This is a genomic window from Chryseobacterium phocaeense (genome assembly GCF_900169075.1).
GTDB classification, from domain to species: Bacteria; Bacteroidota; Bacteroidia; order Flavobacteriales; family Weeksellaceae; genus Chryseobacterium; species Chryseobacterium phocaeense.
In genome coordinates this window covers 2,500,152-2,521,555 of sequence record NZ_LT827015.1, presented here as the reverse complement: position 1 = coordinate 2,521,555, position 21,404 = coordinate 2,500,152, and the positions used below count along the sequence as shown (strand labels likewise).

Genomic DNA, 21,404 nt, shown 5'->3' with positions numbered 1-21,404 from the left:
TCCGGAAATACCTAATCCGTTATTCTAGGTTATCTCATGCTTCGTACGGAAACATCCGGTTTTTCACCCTGAGGAACAATGAAAATAGCATTATCACTGATAGAATCTCCCGGATCAAAATAATAGCTTCCGGTTACGGGAATGGTGCTGGTTGTAAACTTTCCTGATTTGTCATAGGCAGAATACGTCACATTGATCATCTGTGCTTTCATTTTGAGCTGAATTTTTTTAGAGGTCAGCTTGGCTCCTGTTGCATTCATGCAGTCCAATTCTACGAGTCCGATATTGGTAACGATTTGCGGATAAGAAGACAGCCGGATATTATAAGCTTTATCAGTAGTATTTTTTACCGATGCGGAAACCTTATAGCGGTCAAAAGATTTACCACCTGCTTCCACACTTTCTTTATTGAGGATATTAAAAGTAACGCTCATACCATTAACATCTATGGTCTGGCCGTCTGAAATTTTCTGGCCCTTCACGGAAATACCAAAAAGAAGCGAAGCAGATAAGCTGATTAAAAAGGCTGTATTTTTCATGATTTATTTTTGTGGTTGATGTTTTGTTAAAGGTACATAAAATTAAATATGTAATGATTGTAAGCGCAAAGTAATATATTTTATTTATTGCAATATTAATTGTATTTTAATTATTATTGAAAATTTTAAATTCTTTCTTTAATAAACTTAGTAATTTATTAAAAAAAATCAGTTCGTCAATAAGGGGATACATTTTTAAATAGGATTCCGGATTATCATATTCAATTTCATTTTCATTTTCCCCGTTTTTGATTTTTACGTAATATGAAATACCATCCACTATATATGATTGCGATGTTGAAGATAGAACTTCACCCTCTTCTGAAAGATAACTCCCATTTTTCTTTTCTAACTTGTATCGAATACTTTCCCATTTCGGAAAGTGTAAAACATCGGTAGCAAGAATTTGTGCCCAAACCAGCTGTGGATTCCCGGGAAGATTTACATTAGATTTCTTAATTTTTATTTCCCGATTTACAGCTACCTCCGTTCTATAATATTCTCCAAACCAGTTCTCTTCACGGTCTTTATAGAGTTTGAACAAATCTAAGCCGGTAGAAATTGCCGACTTCTGATAAATTCTTATTTCATAACTGTTGAATTGCTGATTTTCTATTTTTAAAATCTTATTATACTCATTTATATTCTGCGAAAACAACAGGCTAAAACTTAACAGTATAAAATAAAATGAAAATATTTTAATCATTAATTCTGAATATTATGTTCCGAGTTTTTATTCCTCATCACTTCTTTATGCTCTATTCCCCATTTTTCAAATTCCAGAATAATAGGTTTCAGCTTGTAGCCGATCTCCGTGAGTTCATATTCTACCCGTGGCGGAACTTCAGCGTATACGGTTCTGGTGATGATCCGGTCTTGCTCCAGTCTGCGGAGCTGTAACGTAAGCATCCGTTCTGTAATGGTATTTAATTTTTTTCTGAGCTCTCCAAATCTCAGCTTCCCGTTGATCAGATAGCAGCAGATGGCCAATGCCCATTGTCCGCCGATGGTATTGGAGGCGTAGATTTCCGGACACTCATCAGAAAGTGCTTTCTTATTGGCAAAATTGGTCGATGTTTCCTTTATTTTAGTCATTACTTACATTTTTTATAGTACCATACAATGGGATACTAAGGGTTGAAATGTAAGTTACGTATATTATTTTTGCTGAAGAAATTTAATATAATGAAAACATTAATAATCGTTATTCACCCTGAAATAGAGAAATCGGTGATCAATAAAAGATGGATAGAAGAATTGCAGAAGTATCCGGAAAAATATACAGTCCATTCCCTGTATGAAGCTTATCCTGATGAAAAGATTGATGTGGCAAAAGAACAACAGCTGATCGAGCAGTATGACCGGATTATATTCCAGTTTCCGTTTTACTGGTTCAGCAGCCCGCCGCTTCTGAAAAAGTGGTTTGATGAGGTGCTTCTTTACGGATGGGCATACGGAAGTAAAAGCGGATACAAAGCAGGGGGGAAGAAGATGTCCCTGGCGGTCACCGCAGGAATTGATGAAGAGGGGTACAGTGCATCCGGAAAGTATAAATACACCATGAACGAGCTTTTCCGTCCCTATGAACTGACTTTTGAATACATCAGGGCAGATTACAAAGAGCCGTTTGTATATTACGGAATCGAAAATGACCCTTCCTCAGAATGGATTGAAAGAAGTGTACCCATGTATCTGGAATTCCTGGATGCTTTTTAATCAGAAGAGATCATCCTTATAAATAAGTTCCCGGTAGCCGGAAAGATTCTTTTTAATATCTGATAAAATTCCCGGGATGTAATGGTAGCCGCCTTCAAATAAATGGTCCATATCGCGGTCATGAGCACCGTTTTGCTTCTGATCCAGGTACCATTCAATATGCCGGCTTGTACTGAGATCAAGATTCAGGTTGCTTTTCAGAATATCCTCATCGAGATCGCTTTTAAGCTCTTTCAGATGGGGATACTGATCCATTTCTGCTATTTTGTAGCAAAGCAGAACCAGATAATCTATAACAAGCTCCATTTCTTCGGCGTTAAGAGGCATCATACCGTCATTCCAGAAAGACTGTGTTTCTTCAAGCGGAAAATAGTGGGTCAGAACACCATCACATCCCAGTCCGAAAAAGATCGTCATTTCGTACCGGGAGCCCAATGTACCTATGGAGGTCAGTCCGTGATCGGATAAAAAGTGTTCATTTGTTTCCAGTTCAGTTTCATAATATAAGGTAAACCATTCCAGAATCGCCATGAATTCATATTGTTCCAGTAAAAAAAATTCTTTCTGGAGCTTTTCAATGATGGGTTTATAAGAAACGTGCCGGTAATCAAATGTATGCTTCCGGGATTTTATAAAATTTTGAAAAGTCCCGTACCATTCTTCCATATTGGTATTATAAACCTCCGGAAGATGATCAGCCGTTAGTTTGTGGTACAGTTTTTCTTTTATTTTAATGCTGTCTGTTTTATATAATTCCAGATAACCTCCCATATTTAAATTTGTAAAAAGAAATCAGAAATCTGACCAGCTCATTCCGTATTGTTCCAATAATTTATTTTCTGATGATTTTTGAACTGATCAGGGTTTTCCCTTTTGAAGAAACGGTCATCTGGTATGTTCCGGTGGCTAAGAACTCCAGATTCAGATCAATGAATTGTTTTTTTGAAAAACCAGCTATGTACACTTTTCTTCCGGACAGATCAAAGACTTCCGCGGTTAAATCGTCATATACCTTTTCCAATTGAACAGAAACGGATGTTGTGAAAGGATTGGGATATATTTTATAAGAACCTCCGGATGATGCTTCACTCACAGCAAGATTATTGGGCGTATTAAAAATATAGGCTGCCCCAGCCTGGGAAATATTGTTATTTCCTGCATAGTCAAGATCGTGGTGAGGAGATCCAACGGCTATTCTGCCATTATTGATGCTTACTCCGTAACCAAATCCGTCAAAAGAAGCAGGATCCGAATTATAGATTTCCTGGTCCATTGCCCAGAAACTGTTTTCTTTTATTCTGTAAATCTGAACACTTCCGCTGTTCAAAGATCCGTTCATAGCAGCCGGTGCCCCTATAGCCAGTATATCATTTTCCAGGGAAACAGTTCTTCCGAAAAATGAAGTATTGTTAGCAATATTTTGCGTATGTTCATAGCTGTTTGAAGCAGGGTTATATCTGTAAACGGCAACAAAGGCGTCCAGGTGGGCTGTTACGAACAGGTAGTCATCTTTTGCATACACATAAATGCCAAACTGTCTTTCGCCCGGAAGCGGAGAATTAATGGTCTGAATAATTTCCCAGATACCGGTAGAAGGATTTTTTTTAAAAATATTGACCTGGCCCGCATTGGAAACCGCATTAACCTCCTGGTCTTTTTTGCCGACGAAGATCATCTCTCCTTTTACGAAAACTGAGGCATTGTTGGAATTGGTATTGTTGGGCAACAGCAGATATTGGGTGAATCCGAACTGGTGCGTATTGCTGTTGTATTCATACACAGCTGCTTTTTCATTTGCGGATCCTACTGCCAGTATTTTTGAATCTGCAGATAAACTGCTCCCGAATCCGCCGCCTGTGGTGTTTAACGGCATGATCTTTTGAGTCATCACCCAGCTTCCTGCCGTATTTTTATTATAAAGGTATACTGCACCTACATTACCGTTTCCATTAAAGTTTTTATATGGAGCACTGATGAACAGGTCATCTCCGTCAACTGCAAATCTATCGCCGAAAGCATCATTAGGAGCACGGTCAGGAGGAGCAAGTTTTGCTTTTTGGGCCCAGGTATTATTTTCTTTTTCGAAGATGAAAAATGTTCCTGCTTTAGGCATGATATTGTCTCCGTTCGAATCAGAATTATTGCCTGCAGCAGAACTGAACAGCACATTATCTTTAAGCAGTAAATTGAACCCGAAAATATCAGCAATTTTCCTTTCAGTGGGCGTTATTTTATGGGTTTGGGTGAATATTTGTGCAGAGGTTACGACTGATAAACTTATGGATAAAAAGATAGAAATTTTCTTCATATTTCACTGATTATTAGTTTATAATGAGGTGTATTTTGGATAAATGTACGAAAAATATTATTCTTTATAATCTACATTTTCAATTTTCCGGCTGATCGATGCTGAATCTTTTTAATTTGTTTGTGTTAAGATTTTTCAGCAAATTCCTGTAAATTCAGAGCTTGCTCTTTAAAGTATTCTTTGAACAGGTCTGAAATTCTTTTATCTGTAAATTTAATAATAGTGTAGCTGCTGTCAAAAGCTGTAATTTCAACCACTGCCTGGCTGATTTGAAAATGATCGCTTTTCCAGACTTCCGGATCTTCAGCTGAAAGGTTTGGAAATTATAAAACGGTTATTCGGTTTTTATTACAATCAAATTAATGTCTAATCAACAGAATTACCATCTTCTAATCCTTTTTTTATCAGTTTTTGATTTTCTTTAGACTGTAATATGGGATTGGGATTATCTTTTATAGTTTCAGCGGTCCAGTACCGTACTGTTGAGCTTGGACTTTTAAGCAGGGATAGCATTAAATTAACACTTATGTCATCGGATCTGTTTTGTAAAGCCCTTACCAGTTCTCCTAAAACATGATTATTTTTTATATTCTGAAGAGCTGTATGCAAAGGCTCCAGCATCTCATCATCGGCTAATAAAGGCTGGTCATGAATGAAAAAATAATAGTCTTTGGGGATTTCTTTATTGGGTATTGTAGTTAACCAGAATTTGAGATTCTCAGGGTTTTTGGAATTGAATAAAGCATTCATGATGTCCTCATCAAATTTTTTACTGGTATTGACCTGTGAAATAAGATAATCCCGGTCTGCTTTTGTAGGGCTGCTGGCTAAAGCTATCAAAGAAATATTTCTTGTTTTTTCGTTATTTAGTAAAGGTTGAAGCAGACCGAGAAGATCTGGCATCTGAAGTTCTCCTAAAGTATAGATTGCATATCCTTTTAGATTGATATCCCAATTTTTCACCGCATTTTTTACCAGTTGTTCTGTTTTGACATTGTTTTCTGTTTTGGACAACATTTGTACTGCCAGAACTTTTGAGTTTTCATCCGGGCTGTCCATCTTTTTATAGGCGGTATTCCTTAAAGAATCTTTATTCAGATTAAAATACATGGGAAGCATATGAGCATCACCAAAATCCTCATTTTTTATAAGAAAATCGAATAATTCATCTGTATGACCTGTCTTTAAACTTAATAAAGCCATACCGGACCAGATAAGTGTTCCTTTATCGGTTTCTGTTTTAATTTTCTCCAGCAGGATCTGTTCCTTTGAATGATCCTGGGTTGATGCTACCAACAGATAAGCAAGAATTCTTTTGTTGGAATTGGCAGATCCCAGCAGTTGATCAATGTTTTGTCGATACAACTTGTCAGCTTTAAAACCGGACATGGAATGATCATCACGATTATTTCCCTCTAACATGGAAAATAATTGGGTAGTATCACTGTGAGGAGTTAAAATAAGTGGGTAATCCCGGAATAAATTATTGAGTTGGTCTTCAGTAAGATCTGCATTGACCGCCTTTTCAAAATCCTTTCTGAATTCTTTTATCGTTTTTTTCTGAGCTGATAAGAATGTAAAAGTGAGTAAAAAGGTTATGGCAATTAATTTTTTCATTTTTCGTAATCCAGGGAGCTAAAATACTCAAATTTCCCTATCCCACCGTAGGCGTATCCTCTTCTTTAAGGATCTTTTTCTCCTTCATCGAAAGCAGCATCCTTTCATACTTATATTTTTCCCAGTCAAACTGGTTGAGAAAATCAAGGGCAGCCTGGAAACCCCTGTTAAAAAGATCCTCTTTTTCTTCTCTTTTCATAAAGAAATTCAGCCAGCTGCTGGTACCACAGTTGACGCTCTGGATGCTGTAAAGCCGGTAAAAGCTATGCTTAGTAAGAAATGATTTGTCATTGAAACCTTTTAAAGTACTGATGATATTTCCTGCGTAAGAAAAAGGTGTTTTAAGAATTTCTTCACTGGTTTTTCCTTTTTCAGACAGAAGATCGGAATCGCTGGTAAGCTGTACCCCGAAAAGCGGCATCCTCGGATAAAAAACATCGCTGGCATGAAAAATATCGATCGGGAAATTGGAAATACTGCCGCCGTCTATGAACAGTCCGGCGGGGTAGATGTCTTCCGGTTTCGTATTCATCCAGAATTTCCAGGCATATTTCACCGAATCATCATCCTTATTAATCCTTTTCTGAAAGGGTTCAAAAAAGAACGGGACAGACATTGAGGCCCTTACAAATTCAGCAGGGCTGATGTGTTTCAGCTCTTCTTCAGACCAGTACAGATTAGCCATGGTGGGAAGCTCTACCTTTATTTTGGCATTGATATCAGTAGTGATCACCACATATTCCGAACGAAGCTGGTAAAACGGATTGTTTTTGTAATAATCATTATTCACCGCACTTTCGTAGAATATTCTGTAGCGTGTCTGGTCAATATGCTCCAAATTTTTATCTTTTATGGCTTCAATGCTTTTCAGGGCTATGGTATAATATTCCTGCGAATTGCCATAGCGGTAGTTTAGATTCAGAGCATGCTCCTTCTGAATAAACTTTTCATTGAGATTAGCCACTGTTTTGATTCCGAAACCGTCCAGAACACCTTGCATGGTACTTAGAAATGTATTTCCCGGATTGAATCCGCTGTTTTGCTTTCTGAAGTCATTATAAAACTTTTTGATACAGAAAAAAGCAATAGCAACGGGAATTAACGGAATAAGGAAAAGCAGTTTGGCGCTGAGTGTCGTTTCAGGCCGGGCTGCAAAAGGGATGGCTATCAGGATAATCATAATGACTGCTGCAATAATCGCATTGATCTTAAAGAAATCCTTATTGTTCAGAACCGCATGAATGGTTGTTTTTACGTACGTTTTTCCATCCATAAAATCTGCAAAATTCCAGCTGAAGAGAATATCCCTGATCACATCACTTTTGGATTCTTCTTTGGTTTTGCAGGCGGCAATAAGCATGGTGTTGATGGCTCCTGCACTGGTTCCCGCCACTTTCAGAAAACGGACTCCGAAAATTTCCAGGCCGTACAGGTAGCCTACCAGGGCGCTTCCCCAGACACCTCCTCCTTCCTGCACAAACTCTACATATTGATTTCCCTGTGCATCCAGAAGGTCAGAAAATTCTTTTGCAGAAATATTCTTCTGCAGCGCAGATAATTTTTCTTTAGATGCCCTGGAAAGTACATCTTCCTCAAGGATTTTATCTAGGATTTCAGCTTTCATGGATGGTTTGGTATTTGTTTTTTTATCTGGGTTGCTGGTTAACGCAAAGACGAAATGAGTTTAAAAATGTTTTATGTTGTAAGGCCCAAGAAAATCAACAGTATTCAGTTTTATCGCAGATAAAATCCTTGCGCCTTAAAAACAGTTCATCATCATAAAACTTAGCGCCTTTGCGCTAACCAACACAATATGGATTACGACTGTTTAAAGTTAGCAACAAATCCCTATTACAGTTTCAGGATTTTTCCCTTTTTTACCACTGTTTACGCCTTGCATAAATAAATGTACAGATCACCACCAAAGCCATCAATCCCAACGTAATAAAATACCCGTTCTTATGGTGAAGCTCCGGCATATTGTCGAAATTCATTCCGTAAACACCGGCAATAAAGGTGATCGGTAAAAAATACACGGAATATATAGCCAAAACTTTCATGACCTGATTGGCCTTCTGGTCTGAAAGTGCCAGGAACATAGAAATAAGGTTGGTAATCTGGATGTTTAAATGATCAAAATCCGCTACCACGTCCTTATGCTTATCTTTTAGATCGACAATTTCGGAATCCTGGAGATTCAACAGCTTGAATTTGTCAACAGCATCCGTAGAAATCGTTAGTACCCGGGAGTTCAGCCCTGATTTTCTTTTCAGCTTATATAATCTTCTGATCTGATTGGTGTGATTTGTATTTTTAAGGAAAATCTCGTTTTCAATATTATCCATTGTTTCCAGAAGGCTTATAGATTCATCATCAAAGCTTTTCATAACCAGCAGGGCAATCATTAAGGCAATTTTTGAAGAAGGCACTTCAGTCTGCATGGAAGAAAGCTCTTTTTTAGTCTCCGAGATACTTTTGGTCTTCATCCTGTGGATCGTGATGATGGTATTTTCGAGAAGAAAGATTCCAATCTTGGTGCTGATGTCACTGATGGTGTTGAGGTTCTTTCTTTCCAGTTCTGTACTTTCACGGAGCAGGAAAAATTTTACATTGCCATCTTCTTCATATTTCGGAAGGTGGTTAGGATCCGTTGTATCTTCAAGGAGAAGATTGTTGATCTCGTATCTTTCGTGAAGAAATTTCAGGTCTTCCGCTGTGGGAGCCTCTACATCTACCCATTCACACTGGGAATCTCTGTATAACGTGTCGATTGGCATATGATAAAAATACTAATATTTTGAAAAACTATGTTTTAAATAATTTTATCTTTGCCAAAATTAAAAAAACTATATGATTAAAAGTACAATAAAAGGGATCGGATTTTATGTTCCAGACAATGTTGTTACGAATGATGATTTAGCTAAACTAATGACCACGAATGATGAATGGATCACTGAAAGAACAGGCATCAAAGAAAGAAGACACAGACAAAACAGGAATGATTCTCAGGAAACCACAGCATATTTAGGATTCAAAGCTTCTGAAAAAGCTTTAGAGAAAGCCGGGCTTACCGCTAAGGATATTGATTATATAGTTTTTGCGACCCTGTCTCCGGATTATTATTTTCCTGGTTGTGGTGTTTTGCTCCAGGATATGCTGGGTTGTGACACTATTGGCGCTCTGGATGTGAGAAACCAGTGTTCAGGGTTTGTGTATGCGGTGAGTGTTGCCAATGCCTTTATCAAATCAGGTACTTATAAAAATATACTGGTGGTAGGAGCGGAGATTCATTCTTTCGGACTGGATTTTTCCGATGAAGGGCGGGGCGTTTCCGTGATTTTCGGAGATGGGGCAGGAGCCATCGTGCTTTCAGCTACAGAAGATGAAAATGCAGGGGATATTCTGGCGGTTAATATGCATTCTGAAGGGAAATATGCAGACGAACTGTGCACCCAGTTCCCGGGTTCTAAATACGGATGGAGCGACAGAATGAGAAAAGAACCGGAAAACGTTACCAATAAAGAGGTGTATCCGATAATGAACGGAAACTTCGTGTTCAAGCATGCGGTGACAAGATTCCCGGAAACGATGCAGGAAGCACTGGATAAAGCAGGGAAAACAATTGAAGACCTTGATATGTTCATTCCTCATCAGGCGAATCTCAGAATTGCGCAGTTTGTTCAGCAGAAATTCGGACTGCCGGATGAAAAAATCCACAATAACATCCAGAAATACGGAAATACTACGGCAGCTTCTATTCCTATTGCTTTAAGTGAAGCCATTGAGGAAGGAAAGATCAAAAGAGGGGATCTGGTATTGCTTTCAGCTTTTGGAAGCGGATTTACATGGGGAAGTGTCTTGTTTGAATATTAATTTTAAACTTTAAATAAATAAGAGGGGCTGGCTATTTTTTAGACAGCCTCTTTTTTGTTCAAAAATTTGTTTGAAAAAGTAGAGTTATTATCGACATATATCGATTTTTTATTTAAAGTTATTGTTTTAATTTTGAAAAAAAATAATTGATTATTTAATATTGATTAATTTTCTTCAATATATGTTGCTGAAATGATGTAATTTTATAGTAAAACATATTAACTTTAAATTTAAGCACAATGAAAACTAATTTATTCTTTGCTGCTTTGATTTTTCCCTTAGTCTTCAATGCGCAAGTAGGTGTTGGTACTCCAACTCCACAAAAAAATCTACACGTTAACGGCTCTTTACAGGTCGTAAATGAAATTAATGTGGGAGGCACAACTTCCACTACAGGAAGTGCCGGTACTTCCGGACAGGTTCTTAGCTCAAACGGTCCGGGGGTTGCTCCCAACTGGAAAACACTTAATACAGTAAGCGGAACCATCGCTGCCGCACATTACGTACAGGGTACAACAGCAGCAACTGTTGCTCAAGGTACAACAGCCGATGTTCCCGGAGTAACTCTGATTCTAACGGTACCTGCCGGAATGAGCCAGACATTTTTATTTACTATTCTGGGATTTGTGACTTTAGCAGATGGAAATTCTACACAGGGCGTATTTTCTTTACAGCAAAACGGCGTTAAAATATCTTCCGCCTTTGCTTCCAAGGCAGGAAATTTTCCGGGAACCCCTACAACCTTATCAAGCATGCCGGTGCCGGTAACATTTCTAAAATCAGTTAGTTTACCTGCCGGAACGTATACCTTTAAAGTACAATACAGTGCATGGAGCGGAAATGCTACGGTAAACTTTCTTCCTTCAGCGTATGTGGGATACAACGGTGATACCGAAGCCATGCTCACAAAAATGCAGGTGTTGGTTTATAATAACTGATAACCCCGGCTATTACAGAATCTCAAATACTTTTCACTTAAATAAAAAGACTCCGGCGGGCAAAGCCCGCCGGAGTCTTTTTATTTTATAGATCGATTAAAGGCTTTTCAGCAGTTTTTCGGTATCCGTAGAATCCTGTCCTTCAGTTTTAGCCAGCTGAACAGATTTCTCAGCCCAGATCTTTGCATTCTTTTTATCTCCTATCTTATTGTAAAGGTTGGCAAGTGTGTCTGTGTTGGCGTAGTTTTCACTTTTCTTTACAGATTCCTGAGCCCAGGCTACTGCTTTTTCAAGAGAAGATTTATTGCTTACATTTTCAAAGAAATTCCATGCTATAGAGTTCAGTTCTTCAGAACTTGCAGCAGAATAATCCTTATACATTTCAAGCATCAGTTTCTCATAGGTTGGAATATCCTTATCTTTCAGTGCTCTGCTGGCTTTTGCTCTTTTTAAAATCTTTTCAGATTCTTCTTTAGTAAGGAATTTTTGAGACTCTGTCAGGTAATAGCTGTCATTCCATGATTTTGTATCTGCATTATAAGATTTTTTAATAACTGTATTTATCTTTACATTTTTATCAAATTTTGCATATCTGTCTTCCGGGAAAATTGTTACAATTTCAGTTTTCCTGGTCTGGAATATTTTATAGAGGGGGCCTTCCGTACTCTGGGTTGCAGTAAGAAGCAATTGTATATCTTCCTGATCCATAGTGGTTTTCTGCTGGAAATAACGGTCTAGTACTTTACCTGCAAATTCAGAATCATTATACATGGTAAGCGTTGCCAGGTTTTTCAGAAACTCAGGATCTTTTTCTCCGCCTTCAAATTTTTTCTTTAATGAAGTGAGTCTTTTGCTTGGGTCTTCAGCATCCTTTGCAAACTGGATGAAATCTTTTTCCTCCACGTAGCCTAAGGTCCTGTGCACTTCTTCACCGTCACCGTTAATGAAAAGGTAGGTTGGGAATACTTTAACGTTATATTTTTTGGCAAGACCTATTCCTTCTCCTTTCTCCATATCTATTTTGGCATTTACGAAATGCGAGTTGTAGAAGTCTCCTACGCTTTGAAGCGGGAAAATATTTTTTACCATTAACTTACAAGGCCCGCACCATGATGCATAGGCATCTACAAAGACCAGTTTGTTCTCTTTTTTTGCTTTGGCGAGGACAGCTGAGAAATTGCTGTCTTCAAATTTAATTCCCTGCGCAAAGGCAAGTATTCCTATAAAAACGGAAGAAAATATTGCTAATTTTTTCATAAAACTTTTTACTAGGTTACAAATGTAATAATTATGTTAACATATAGGTAGAAGTAAACAGAAAATAGTTGCGGATATTTTATTTTTAATAAATAATAAATCTATTTAATGTGATAATTATGGATGTTATATGATTAAAATAAATTATTTTTCCATTTATAGTTAAAAAAATTAAATAATTAAAGAATATTTTAATAAAAAATAAAATATTAGTAGCTTTGTAAAAAACAAAAAGACTACCCATGAAAATGATAAATTATTATAAAACCCAGATAATAATTTATTTTTTTATATCCAGGAGTCTTTTTACGTTGTTGTTTTTGTTCACTGCTGCCATTCCTCTGTGGGCTCAGAAAAAAAACGGGTTTGACCAGATCTGCGAAGGAACAGCCGTTCAGGTGGCCTCAAAAGATATCCCTAAATCTCTGAAGACAGCTGATTCTCTTTATATGGCTGCCCAGAAACCTTTGGACAAAGTAAAAAGCCTTTTGCTTTCTGCGGAACTTTACCATTCTGCCGGCGCGTTTAAAAAATCCATTTGTTACGGCGAAAATGCACATTCTCTGCTAAAACAGATTGATGATGCCGAATGGCTTTCCAGGGTTAACCGATTCCTGGCTAAAGAATACCGTCTTGTAGGACTTCATGAAAGGTCCAGGAAATATATTCTTCAGGGAATGGAAGGGGCAAAACGGATCAACAATGTTCAGAAGAGGGGCGAAGTGCTTGGCCTTTTGAATCAGGAAATGGCTTACTATGAAATGGAGCAGGGCAGCTACTCAGATGCAGTGCAGTATATTGAACGGTCATTAAACGCTTTCGGGCAAGATGCTGAGGAAGATAACGAAAGACTTGTTGCTGCTTCTTACCAGATTCTCGGGGATATTTATTTCAAGCTTAAAGATTATACACTTTCCGAGAACTATTACCGGAAAGCAGAATCCCTTCTGAACAACCAATGTTGTGTTCTGGGTTTGGTGTATAACGGGATTGGCGGTATCCGTCTCAGGCAGAAAAACTGGAAAGATGCAGAAATATACCTGAAAAAAGCTGAAGATATAGCAGACAGCTCCAAAAGCCTGAAGCTGAAAAAAGCGGTTTATTCCAATATTAATGATTATTATGAAGGAACAGGTGACGATGCCAAAGCGTCTCTTTATGCTGTAAAATACGTACGGGCTTATGACAGTCTTGTCGCAAGAAATCGTGAGTTTGCCCTTAAAAGTCCGGAAAGCCCGGCAAAGCGCAGTACGAAAAGCAAACAGATCAGTATTGTAAAAAATGCCGCTATTATTGTATTGCTGACCACCCTGATCGGTATAGTTATCTTCTTTAAAACAAAGCAGAAGAAGCAGCGTTCAAAGCTCAGGAATATTATCAGGACACAGCTGCAGATGCTCAGTAACAGAAGTGAGCCTACACCCTTAAAAAGAGAAGATTCTGATTTTTCAAATATTTCGGTGGAAGAAGTGGATGACAGAATTGGAGGGCATGATAAAAAAAGAAATGACTCCCTGATGACCTCTGAAACGGAGGCGAAACTCCTCGAACTTCTTGAAGAATTTGAAAAAGGGGAGTTGTACAACAGTAAAAATATGTCGTTGTCATTCCTGGCTGCTGAACTCAATACCAATACCAAATACCTTTCTTATGTGATCAATCAGCATAAATGCACCGATGTGAAAACATACATCAACCGTTTGAGGATAAATTATATTGTTGATAAATTAATCAATGATGAAAAGTACAGACAATATAAGATCAGTATTCTTGCCGATGAATGCGGTTTTTCTTCACACAGTAAATTTGCTACGGTATTTAAAGCGGTGACGGATTTTTCTCCTTCTGCCTACATTAAATACCTTGACACCGAAAACCCGGGCGGAAAAAATATTCATTTTCGCGAAAATAATTAAGAATGAGGCTCTTTTTGTCTATTCTGTCTTTTCATTTTCATGAAAACTGATAACCTATTGTTTTACGTAAAGTATTCGCATCTATATCTTTGCGCCAGCTTTAAGGGGAATAAATTACTGCATTGTCACTCATATTTTTTTAATCTGTTCATTCCTCTGAAGCAGAACAGCGCTCAAATCTGATATTTAAAACTAAAAAAATAGACCGACCTGGAAAATATCCGAGTCAGACATGAAAATTTTTTAATTAGTCATTAAACAGATGAAGAACATTTTAGGGTCGATTTGGCATTGCTGTTTCCGGATGCTTTTCTCTGTGCAGATGGAAGAATTTGCAGTGATGCCGGCCGGCCCGGATATTAACGGTTTCAGTAAGAAACAAGAAATCTTTTTATTGAGGGAATAACCTTTTAACGAAAAGGTATTAATAATACAATCGGGGTTGATTGCCCGGTTTTTTTCAGTCAAGTTTTTTTAAGTGCAAATCCGCAGTTATGCTGCGGATTTGTTATTTTATTTAGTGGCAGTACTGTCAGTTTTTACCCTGGTACTGTCCGGAGAGGCCGGAGCCGGTTCAGAATTGGCTACCGCAGAATCACCCATATTATTTCTCAGAGCCTCTTTGTTGTGGTCATCCTTGAACTCTTCTCTTTTCTCTTTGTTCTGGGCGCAGCTTCCCAAAAACAGAATTCCAAGAACAGCTCCTATCCATAATTTTTTCATAATAGTCAATTTTTTAATGTTTAGTATACTCAAATATAGCGAAATATTGAGAGTTTTGGGATGATGTGTAATATATTCATCGAAAATTTGTTTTTAGTGTAATAAATAAAGATATTTTGCTACTTATTAAACGATATGATCAATATTCTGAAACATGAAGCTGGAACTGTTTAAACCAAAGGATCCTGTACTGGCAGCTTATATGGAAGGGTATTATTTCCTGACCCGCAGCGCCGGTGAAGAGGATATGCGGTATCTTACATTCCCGAATAATTACAGCATTATTTCCGTTTGCGAAAATATAAAGATGGAATTTGGCCATAACAGTGTGACAGCCATCGGCTCGTCAAACGGGAGATTTGTTTCCAGCCTGATCTGTCATTATAAAAAGCCGATCAGGATAACCATGAAAGGGCAGATCAACGAAATTACATTTTATTTTAAACCTTTAGGCCTGAATGCATTTCTTACTGAACCGCTGAAACAGTATACCGGTACTTTTTTTAACAGTTTTCTGCCTTTTGATGATTATCAGGATTCAATGATAAACATGCTTTATGAAACGGATTTTGAGAAAAGGATAGAGATGATTGAGGAGTACTGGATATCTAAACTGTTAGGGTTTAATCATCCTTTTTTGGGGAAATTAACAGATCATATGATCTATGATCCCGAAATATCACTGACAGATCTGGCTGCTGAATATAAAACAAGCAGACAGACGGTCAGCAAGCTTTTTGACCTGCATCTGTGCAAAAGTCCTTCGGATTTCCGGAAAATCCAGCGGTTCAGAGAAACACTGATCAACAGTATGGACAGGAAGATAAGCCTGACAGAACTTAGCTATGACCATCTTTTCTACGACCAGTCCCACCTGATTAAAGATTTCAAATCTTTAACGGACTTCACTCCCGGTAAATTTTTTAAAGATGATTCATTGTACCAGGATGAAAGTATTAACTGGTTTTTTCTCTGAGGTTTACATTTTTACAATTTTTTAATCTGTTGAATTTCTATTTTTGATCAAACAAAAAACAAAATCAATTATGGAAAATCTAATGAACAAAATACTTATGCTTCTGTTTATTCTCTTTTCTGTTATTACTTTTTCACAGGAAACTTATCTCTGGAAAGTAGCTTCAAAAAACGGAAAGCACATTTCTTATTTCTTTGGAACCATGCATATGGCCGGGGAAACTTTTTATAATCAATATCCGGTGATCGATCATTCTTTGAAAGCAAGCGATCTGGTGATTACAGAATCTGAAGTTAAAAAAGACAAGATAATAGAAGAATTCAACAGCCGTCCTGACTCCAATGATCTGGAATCCGAACTATCTGCTGAAGATTATGCCAGGCTGCAGAACGTTTTTAAAAAAAGCGGAATAAACCTTAAAAAGCTGCGTCGGGATGAGATTGTGAAAATGATGCAGTTAAGAATCTGGAAGTCCGGATGTGACGGAACGGATAAGTATATGCTGGACGGCTACATACAGAAAATGGGAGAAGAAAACGGTAAAAAACTGATGTATCTGGAAACCTCTAAAATGCAGCAGGATTATCTCGATCAGGCAAAAGGACCAAAATTCAAATCGGGAACTGCTGTCATCAGGGGAACTTTGAGCAGATTTGAGAAAGCAATGGCTTCCAATGACAAAAAATGCAAAGGAATACAGAATGATTATCTGGAACTTAAAGACAAATATATATTTGATAAATCCTGTGAAAGCCTAAGTAAAGGTGATCAGATTATTGTGACTGAAAGAAACGGGAAGTGGATGGAAATTCTTCCGGACCTGATTGAAGAGAACAATGTCTTCCTGGCAGTAGGATTGGGGCATTTCTCCTATACCTGCGGACTGATAGAAAAATTTAAAAGTCTTGGATATTCTGTGGAGCCGGTTCCTATGAAATTATAGAATGACTGATTCAGATATCTTCAGAAGAAACTGCAAATTGAAATGACCTGAGAAACATGACGGTTTTGCAAAAAAAAGTCCGCAGAAATTTCATCTGCGGACTTTCCATTTTTAAATTAAACTGATGTTCTATTTATTTAGCCGGAACTACTGTAGCCGTAGAATCTGTTTTCATCTTAGCGGTATCAACAGGAGTTACCGTCTTTGTAGTATCCGTTACAGCAGGCATTTCCGTTTTGGCTTTATCTACTGCCACTGAATCCGAATTGTTGGATGACATGGAAGATTCTTTGGTTCCGCAGCTCACAACAACTAATCCTAATCCAATAGCTGCTAACAATAACTTTTTCATAATATTTTATTTTTTAGTGTTATCTATGAAAGTTCAATAATTATTCCTAACCGATACTGAGAAATATTAAAACATAGATAAAGTTTGTTAAAAGGTGTTAGAGATTTGAAGGTTCCGGGTTTTAAAGTTCAATGTTCAATGTTCAAGGTTTAAGGTTTAAGGTTTAGAGATGGAGTACCATAAACCCAATTACTTATTACTCATTACTTATTATTTATTACCCATTGCCTATCAATCATCATTTATCAATTATCATTTATCAATCATAAAAAGGCCCCGGAAATAAATCCCAGGGCCCTATATTACTCATTGCCGATTACTCATTACTCATATTCACCGGCAACGCTATTATCCTAAATACGGATATTTATAGTCTTTTGGAGAAACAAAAGTTTCTTTGATACTTCTCACGGACGTCCATCTCAGAAGGTTCATTTTAGAACCTGCTTTATCATTGGTTCCGGAAGCTCTTCCTCCACCGAAAGGCTGCTGTCCTACAACGGCACCTGTCGGCTTGTCATTGATGTAGAAGTTTCCTGAAGCATTTTCCAAAGCTTTAAATGCCTCATTGATGGCATAACGATCCTGTGCGAAAACAGAACCTGTTAATGAATACGGAGAAGTGGAATCTACTAGTTTCAGCGTTTCTTTCCAGTCCTGATCTTCATATACATAGACAGACAGGATAGGCCCGAAAATCTCTTCTACCATACTTTCGTAATGAGGATTGGTGGTTTCTATCACGGTTGGATATACAAACCATCCTTTGGAATCATCTGTTTTTCCTCCGATGGCTACTTCAGCTTCACCGGAAGCATTGGCTCTGTCAATATATCCTTTGCATTTTTCAAAAGAATTCTTGTCAATTACAGCGTTAACAAAGTTGGAAGGATCTTCAGGAGAACCTACTTTGATAGAATTGATCTGCGTCTCCATTACTTTTTTCACGTCAGCCCAAAGAGATTTAGGAACATATGCTCTTGAAGCCGCAGAACATTTCTGTCCCTGGTATTCGAAAGAGCCTCTTACCAAAGCAGTAGCTACTGCTTCTACATTGGAAGAAGGGTGAGCGATCACAAAGTCTTTTCCTCCGGTTTCACCTACAATTCTCGGATACGTTCTGTAGTTGTGGATATTATCACCGATCATTTTCCACATTCCCTGGAATACTTTCGTAGATCCCGTGAAGTGAAGACCTGCAAAATCCGGATGTGCCAGTACTTTTTCTGCGGTATCTTTTCCGTCCGTGAAAATCATGTTGATTACCCCCGCAGGAAGCCCTGCTTCTGTAAGTACATCCATGATTACTTTGGCGGAATATACCTGCTTATCGGAAGGTTTCCAAACCACAACGTTTCCAAGCATTGCCATACACGTTGGTAAGTTTCCGGAAATAGCCGTAAAGTTGAATGGTGTTACTGCAAAGCAGAATCCTTCCAATGGTCTGTATTCTACGCGGTTCCAGATTCCGCTGTCGGAAACAGGCTGCTCAGAATACATTTCCGTCATAAATTCTACATTGAATCTTAAGAAATCAATGAATTCACATGCTGAATCAATTTCAGCCTGGTGAACATTCTTAGACTGTCCGATCATCGTTGCTGCATTGATCACGTCTCTGTAAGGTCCGGCCAAAAGGTCAGCCGCCTTTAAGAAAATAGCTGCACGCTGTTCCCAGCCCAGTTCATTCCATTCTTTTTTAGCTACCAGTGCCGCGTTGATGGCGTCATCTACATGCTGCATGGTACCTTTATAGTAAAACCCGAAATCATGAGCATGATCCTGAGGAGACTGAAGCTGAACTTTCTCGTCCGTTTTCACCTCCTTCCCGTTGATGATCATTGGAATTTCCGTTTTCTCGGCCCACATTTTCTTGTAGGTAGCGATAAGGCTTTTAACTTCAGGAGATCCCGGTACATAAGAATTTACCGGTTCATTTACTGCAAATGGTACTTGCGAAATTGCTTTTGACATATTATGTTGTATTATTTTAAAATTGATCCATATGTTGGTATACAAATTTACAATAATTAACGCAAAGAAAAAAAATCACTCCGTTCTTATGCAAATGAACTTTATCACGGTCCGATCTTCAAAAAAAAATTAAATTTCGTGTGAAAAGTAGAATTATTCTGTCCTTTAAATCGTTTTTGACAATTTCTTCAGAGATATACGGATTTAAAATAATTGCTGAAATAAAATAAGACGAAAGCTGTTTGAAAATAAAAGATTAAAAAATCTGCCTGATCTGCAAATCCGCGTGAGAAATATAATCACGCAGATTTTTGCAGATTGAGCGGATGAAAAATTAAAATTTTATTTACTTCTGCCGGAATTTCTTACATTTGGAGAAATAAATAAGACGAAAGCTGTTTGAAAATAAAAGATTAAAAAATCTGCCTGATCTGCTCAATCTGCGCGAGAAATTAAATTTTATTTACCGCCGCTGGAAGTTTCTACATCTTCTCGTTTTCAAGAATTTTCAGGACAAGTTTTTCTTCCTGCGTTAAGCTGGCCTTACCATCATTTTCTTCGATGATTTCCAGTTCATCCAGGTATTTTTTGATCGTATTGTTTTCATAAAGATTGATTACGAGAGGGTGTACGTAGTATTTCCTGCATACTGTGCTGGTATTTCCGAGGTGCTCGGCAACGATGTCCAGGGCCTCTTTTACCTTCTTTTTATATTGGGTGTTGTTTTCTGCATAGCCTATTTCTTTAAAGGCGATCAGGGCGCTCACGGTTCCGGACCAGGTCCTGAAATCCTTAGCCGTAAAATCTTCACCGCTTATTTCTTTAATATACTCATTCACCATCCCGGAGTCTACAGAATGGCGGTTTCCTTCCTCATCAAAATACTGGAAAAGCTCTTTTCCCGGAATATCTTTGCATTTCTGTATAAGCCTTGAAAGCCTTCTGCTCCGGAGGTCTATACTGTGCATAATTCCTTTCTTCCCTTTAAAGGAAAAGCTGATTTTCTGCCCGTTGATTTTTACGTGTTTATCTTTAAGAGTGGTTAAGCCAAAAGAGCCGTACAGCTTCTCATAGGCATTATTCCCGATCCGGATATTGGTACGCTGCATCAGGCTGACGATCAACGCGAGGATTTTTCTTTTTTCAAAATTCCGCAACGCAAGATCCTGCTCTACATGAAGCCTGATATTGGGCAGTGCATACCCGAACTGAAGCATCCGGTAAAATTTGGTGTGGTTTCTGAGTGCGCTCCATAAAGGATGATAACGGTATTGCTTTCTTTTTTTTACATCAAAACCCGTAGCCTGGAGATGACCGTTATCTAATGCGCAGATCCATACATTTTCCCATGCAGGCGGTATCACAAGCTTGTTGATTCTGGTAATCTCATCCTTGTCTTTGAGTTTTTCGCCGTCTTTATAGTAGGAGTACTTCTTTCCGGTTTTCTTACGTGTAATCCCGGCCGTTTCCGCATCGGTGGTATATACAAGATGTACCGCCTTTGCGGAGGCTTCGGGATCCTTCATGATCTTTACAATTTTAGAAGGCTTTAGGTGGGAAATGATTTCCAGATCTGTATTCTTCTCCATAAAACATGGTTAAGAGTTTTTACCCTTCGAAAAAATCAGAAAAAGGATGACTACTACTGCAACGACTAGAATAATTCCCCACCACATTCCTGCCTTAAAAATAGTTTCTATTGCTTCACAGCTTGTAAGCGTTAACAATGTAAAGATGGTCATACTGTATAAGGTCAACTTTCTCATGATAATAATATTTTGATGTGATTAAACTCTCTGGTGATCTGCTTTCCATCTCTTGATAGACCGTTTGATTTCATCTCCGGAGATATTTTCATGAAGTGCTTTGTACAAAAGATCCTTAAATTCCTCATCGTAAGCGAACCTTAAGGCGGCGATCTGGTCGAATCTTAGCCGGTCAGCCGTTTCATCGGATCTTTGACCGAAAATTTCAAAATACCTCTGTTTAAATTCCAATCTTACCATACGGTTTTGAAGTTCAAGCGCATAATGCTGCCTGAGCATAATGGCGAGATAAAAAAGCAGAAATATGATTATAGAAAACAGTATCCAGATCAGTTGATTTTCCGGATCATCCCAGATTTTGTAAATTCCATAGATCTCTAATAGGATCAATAACGGAAGATATATGAAATGATGGGGCGGATAAAATTTCCTATGATTTTTGTAATTCTGCTCACTCATATTTTAAGTAGTAACAATAATCTTTCCAAAGTCTTATATTTTTGATA

Annotated in this window: 21 protein-coding genes; 6 read left to right on the top strand and 15 right to left on the bottom strand. The window is 38.0% G+C overall.

Translation table 11 applies throughout. The features are described from left to right. Positions 1–29 precede the first annotated feature (29 nt). The 3 genes from B7E04_RS18145 to B7E04_RS18135 all read right to left on the bottom strand — a co-directional run bounded on the left by B7E04_RS18145 (position 30) and on the right by B7E04_RS18135 (position 1,634). Positions 30–539, bottom strand: a complete 510-nt coding sequence (locus tag B7E04_RS18145) for a hypothetical protein (RefSeq protein WP_080779971.1) — start codon at positions 537–539, stop codon at positions 30–32. Between the two features lie 106 nt (positions 540–645). After that, entirely contained in the window at positions 646–1,245 is a 600-nt protein-coding gene (locus tag B7E04_RS18140; protein ID WP_139785440.1) for a hypothetical protein, read from the bottom strand. After that, positions 1,245–1,634, bottom strand: coding sequence for a winged helix-turn-helix transcriptional regulator (locus B7E04_RS18135; RefSeq protein WP_080779969.1), 390 nt, complete (start codon positions 1,632–1,634; stop codon positions 1,245–1,247). The genes B7E04_RS18140 and B7E04_RS18135 overlap by 1 nt, the downstream gene beginning before the upstream one ends. A 90-nt stretch (positions 1,635–1,724) precedes the next feature. Between B7E04_RS18135 and B7E04_RS18130 the strand changes: the two genes are divergently transcribed. Continuing rightward, a complete protein-coding gene (locus B7E04_RS18130) occupies positions 1,725–2,255 on the top strand; it encodes an NAD(P)H-dependent oxidoreductase (RefSeq protein WP_080779968.1) in 531 nt (176 codons plus the stop codon). Here the strand turns inward: B7E04_RS18130 and B7E04_RS18125 are convergent, their stop codons facing one another. From B7E04_RS18125 to B7E04_RS18105, 5 genes are all read right to left on the bottom strand, one after another. Beyond that, positions 2,256–3,026 carry a hypothetical protein gene (locus B7E04_RS18125; RefSeq protein ID WP_080779967.1) on the bottom strand — a complete coding sequence of 257 codons (771 nt, stop codon included), beginning with the start codon at positions 3,024–3,026 and terminating at the stop codon, positions 2,256–2,258. A gap of 61 nt (positions 3,027–3,087) precedes the next feature. After that, entirely contained in the window at positions 3,088–4,563 is a 1,476-nt protein-coding gene (locus B7E04_RS18120) for a T9SS type A sorting domain-containing protein (RefSeq protein WP_080779966.1), read from the bottom strand. A 366-nt stretch (positions 4,564–4,929) separates the two neighbouring features. Then, complete coding sequence (locus B7E04_RS18115; protein WP_080779965.1) at positions 4,930–6,180, bottom strand: HEAT repeat domain-containing protein; 1,251 nt, start codon at positions 6,178–6,180, stop codon at positions 4,930–4,932. Positions 6,181–6,217: 37 nt separating this feature from the next. Beyond that, positions 6,218–7,804, bottom strand: a complete 1,587-nt coding sequence (locus B7E04_RS18110) for a patatin-like phospholipase family protein (RefSeq protein ID WP_080779964.1) — start codon at positions 7,802–7,804, stop codon at positions 6,218–6,220. Between the two features lie 253 nt (positions 7,805–8,057). Beyond that, on the bottom strand, positions 8,058–8,957 hold the full coding sequence (locus tag B7E04_RS18105; protein WP_080779963.1) for a magnesium transporter CorA family protein: 900 nt from the start codon (positions 8,955–8,957) through the stop codon (positions 8,058–8,060). Positions 8,958–9,030: 73 nt separating this feature from the next. Between B7E04_RS18105 and B7E04_RS18100 the strand changes: the two genes are divergently transcribed. Next, a complete protein-coding gene (locus B7E04_RS18100) occupies positions 9,031–10,053 on the top strand; it encodes a 3-oxoacyl-ACP synthase III family protein (protein WP_062648653.1) in 1,023 nt (340 codons plus the stop codon). 239 nt (positions 10,054–10,292) lie between these two features. Further along, positions 10,293–10,991: a hypothetical protein gene (locus B7E04_RS18095; RefSeq protein WP_080779962.1), complete on the top strand. Its 699-nt coding sequence runs from the start codon at positions 10,293–10,295 to the stop codon at positions 10,989–10,991. Between the two features lie 96 nt (positions 10,992–11,087). On the opposite strand, the gene B7E04_RS18090 is transcribed toward B7E04_RS18095, so the two are convergent. Further along, positions 11,088–12,248 (bottom strand): thioredoxin fold domain-containing protein, encoded by a 1,161-nt coding sequence (locus tag B7E04_RS18090; RefSeq protein ID WP_080779961.1) that lies wholly within the window; start codon positions 12,246–12,248, stop codon positions 11,088–11,090. A 242-nt stretch (positions 12,249–12,490) separates the two neighbouring features. On the opposite strand from B7E04_RS18090, the gene B7E04_RS18085 reads away from it, so the two are divergent. Then, entirely contained in the window at positions 12,491–14,164 is a 1,674-nt protein-coding gene (locus tag B7E04_RS18085; protein ID WP_080779960.1) for a tetratricopeptide repeat protein, read from the top strand. A gap of 513 nt (positions 14,165–14,677) precedes the next feature. Here B7E04_RS18085 and B7E04_RS18080 read toward each other — a convergent pair. Further along, the gene (locus B7E04_RS18080; RefSeq protein WP_080779959.1) at positions 14,678–14,887 is read right to left on the bottom strand and encodes a hypothetical protein; all 210 of its coding nucleotides are present in this window, start codon (positions 14,885–14,887) and stop codon (positions 14,678–14,680) included. Positions 14,888–15,041: 154 nt separating this feature from the next. On the opposite strand from B7E04_RS18080, the gene B7E04_RS18075 reads away from it, so the two are divergent. Then, positions 15,042–15,863 carry a helix-turn-helix domain-containing protein gene (locus B7E04_RS18075; RefSeq protein WP_080779958.1) on the top strand — a complete coding sequence of 274 codons (822 nt, stop codon included), beginning with the start codon at positions 15,042–15,044 and terminating at the stop codon, positions 15,861–15,863. Positions 15,864–15,945: 82 nt separating this feature from the next. Continuing rightward, positions 15,946–16,806, top strand: a complete 861-nt coding sequence (locus B7E04_RS18070) for a TraB/GumN family protein (protein ID WP_165439469.1) — start codon at positions 15,946–15,948, stop codon at positions 16,804–16,806. Positions 16,807–16,939: 133 nt separating this feature from the next. On the opposite strand, the gene B7E04_RS18065 is transcribed toward B7E04_RS18070, so the two are convergent. The 5 genes from B7E04_RS18065 to B7E04_RS18045 all read right to left on the bottom strand — a co-directional run bounded on the left by B7E04_RS18065 (position 16,940) and on the right by B7E04_RS18045 (position 21,357). After that, positions 16,940–17,158 carry a cytochrome C551 gene (locus B7E04_RS18065; RefSeq protein ID WP_080779956.1) on the bottom strand — a complete coding sequence of 73 codons (219 nt, stop codon included), beginning with the start codon at positions 17,156–17,158 and terminating at the stop codon, positions 16,940–16,942. 348 nt (positions 17,159–17,506) lie between these two features. Then, positions 17,507–19,132: an L-glutamate gamma-semialdehyde dehydrogenase gene (gene pruA, locus B7E04_RS18060; RefSeq protein WP_080779955.1), complete on the bottom strand. Its 1,626-nt coding sequence runs from the start codon at positions 19,130–19,132 to the stop codon at positions 17,507–17,509. A 482-nt stretch (positions 19,133–19,614) separates the two neighbouring features. Then, complete coding sequence (locus tag B7E04_RS18055; RefSeq protein ID WP_080779954.1) at positions 19,615–20,721, bottom strand: DNA topoisomerase IB; 1,107 nt, start codon at positions 20,719–20,721, stop codon at positions 19,615–19,617. Positions 20,722–20,730: 9 nt separating this feature from the next. Continuing rightward, the gene (locus B7E04_RS18050) at positions 20,731–20,898 is read right to left on the bottom strand and encodes a phosphatidate cytidylyltransferase (protein WP_080779953.1); all 168 of its coding nucleotides are present in this window, start codon (positions 20,896–20,898) and stop codon (positions 20,731–20,733) included. A gap of 21 nt (positions 20,899–20,919) precedes the next feature. Beyond that, on the bottom strand, positions 20,920–21,357 hold the full coding sequence (locus B7E04_RS18045) for a DUF6526 family protein (protein ID WP_080779952.1): 438 nt from the start codon (positions 21,355–21,357) through the stop codon (positions 20,920–20,922). Positions 21,358–21,404 lie beyond the last annotated feature (47 nt).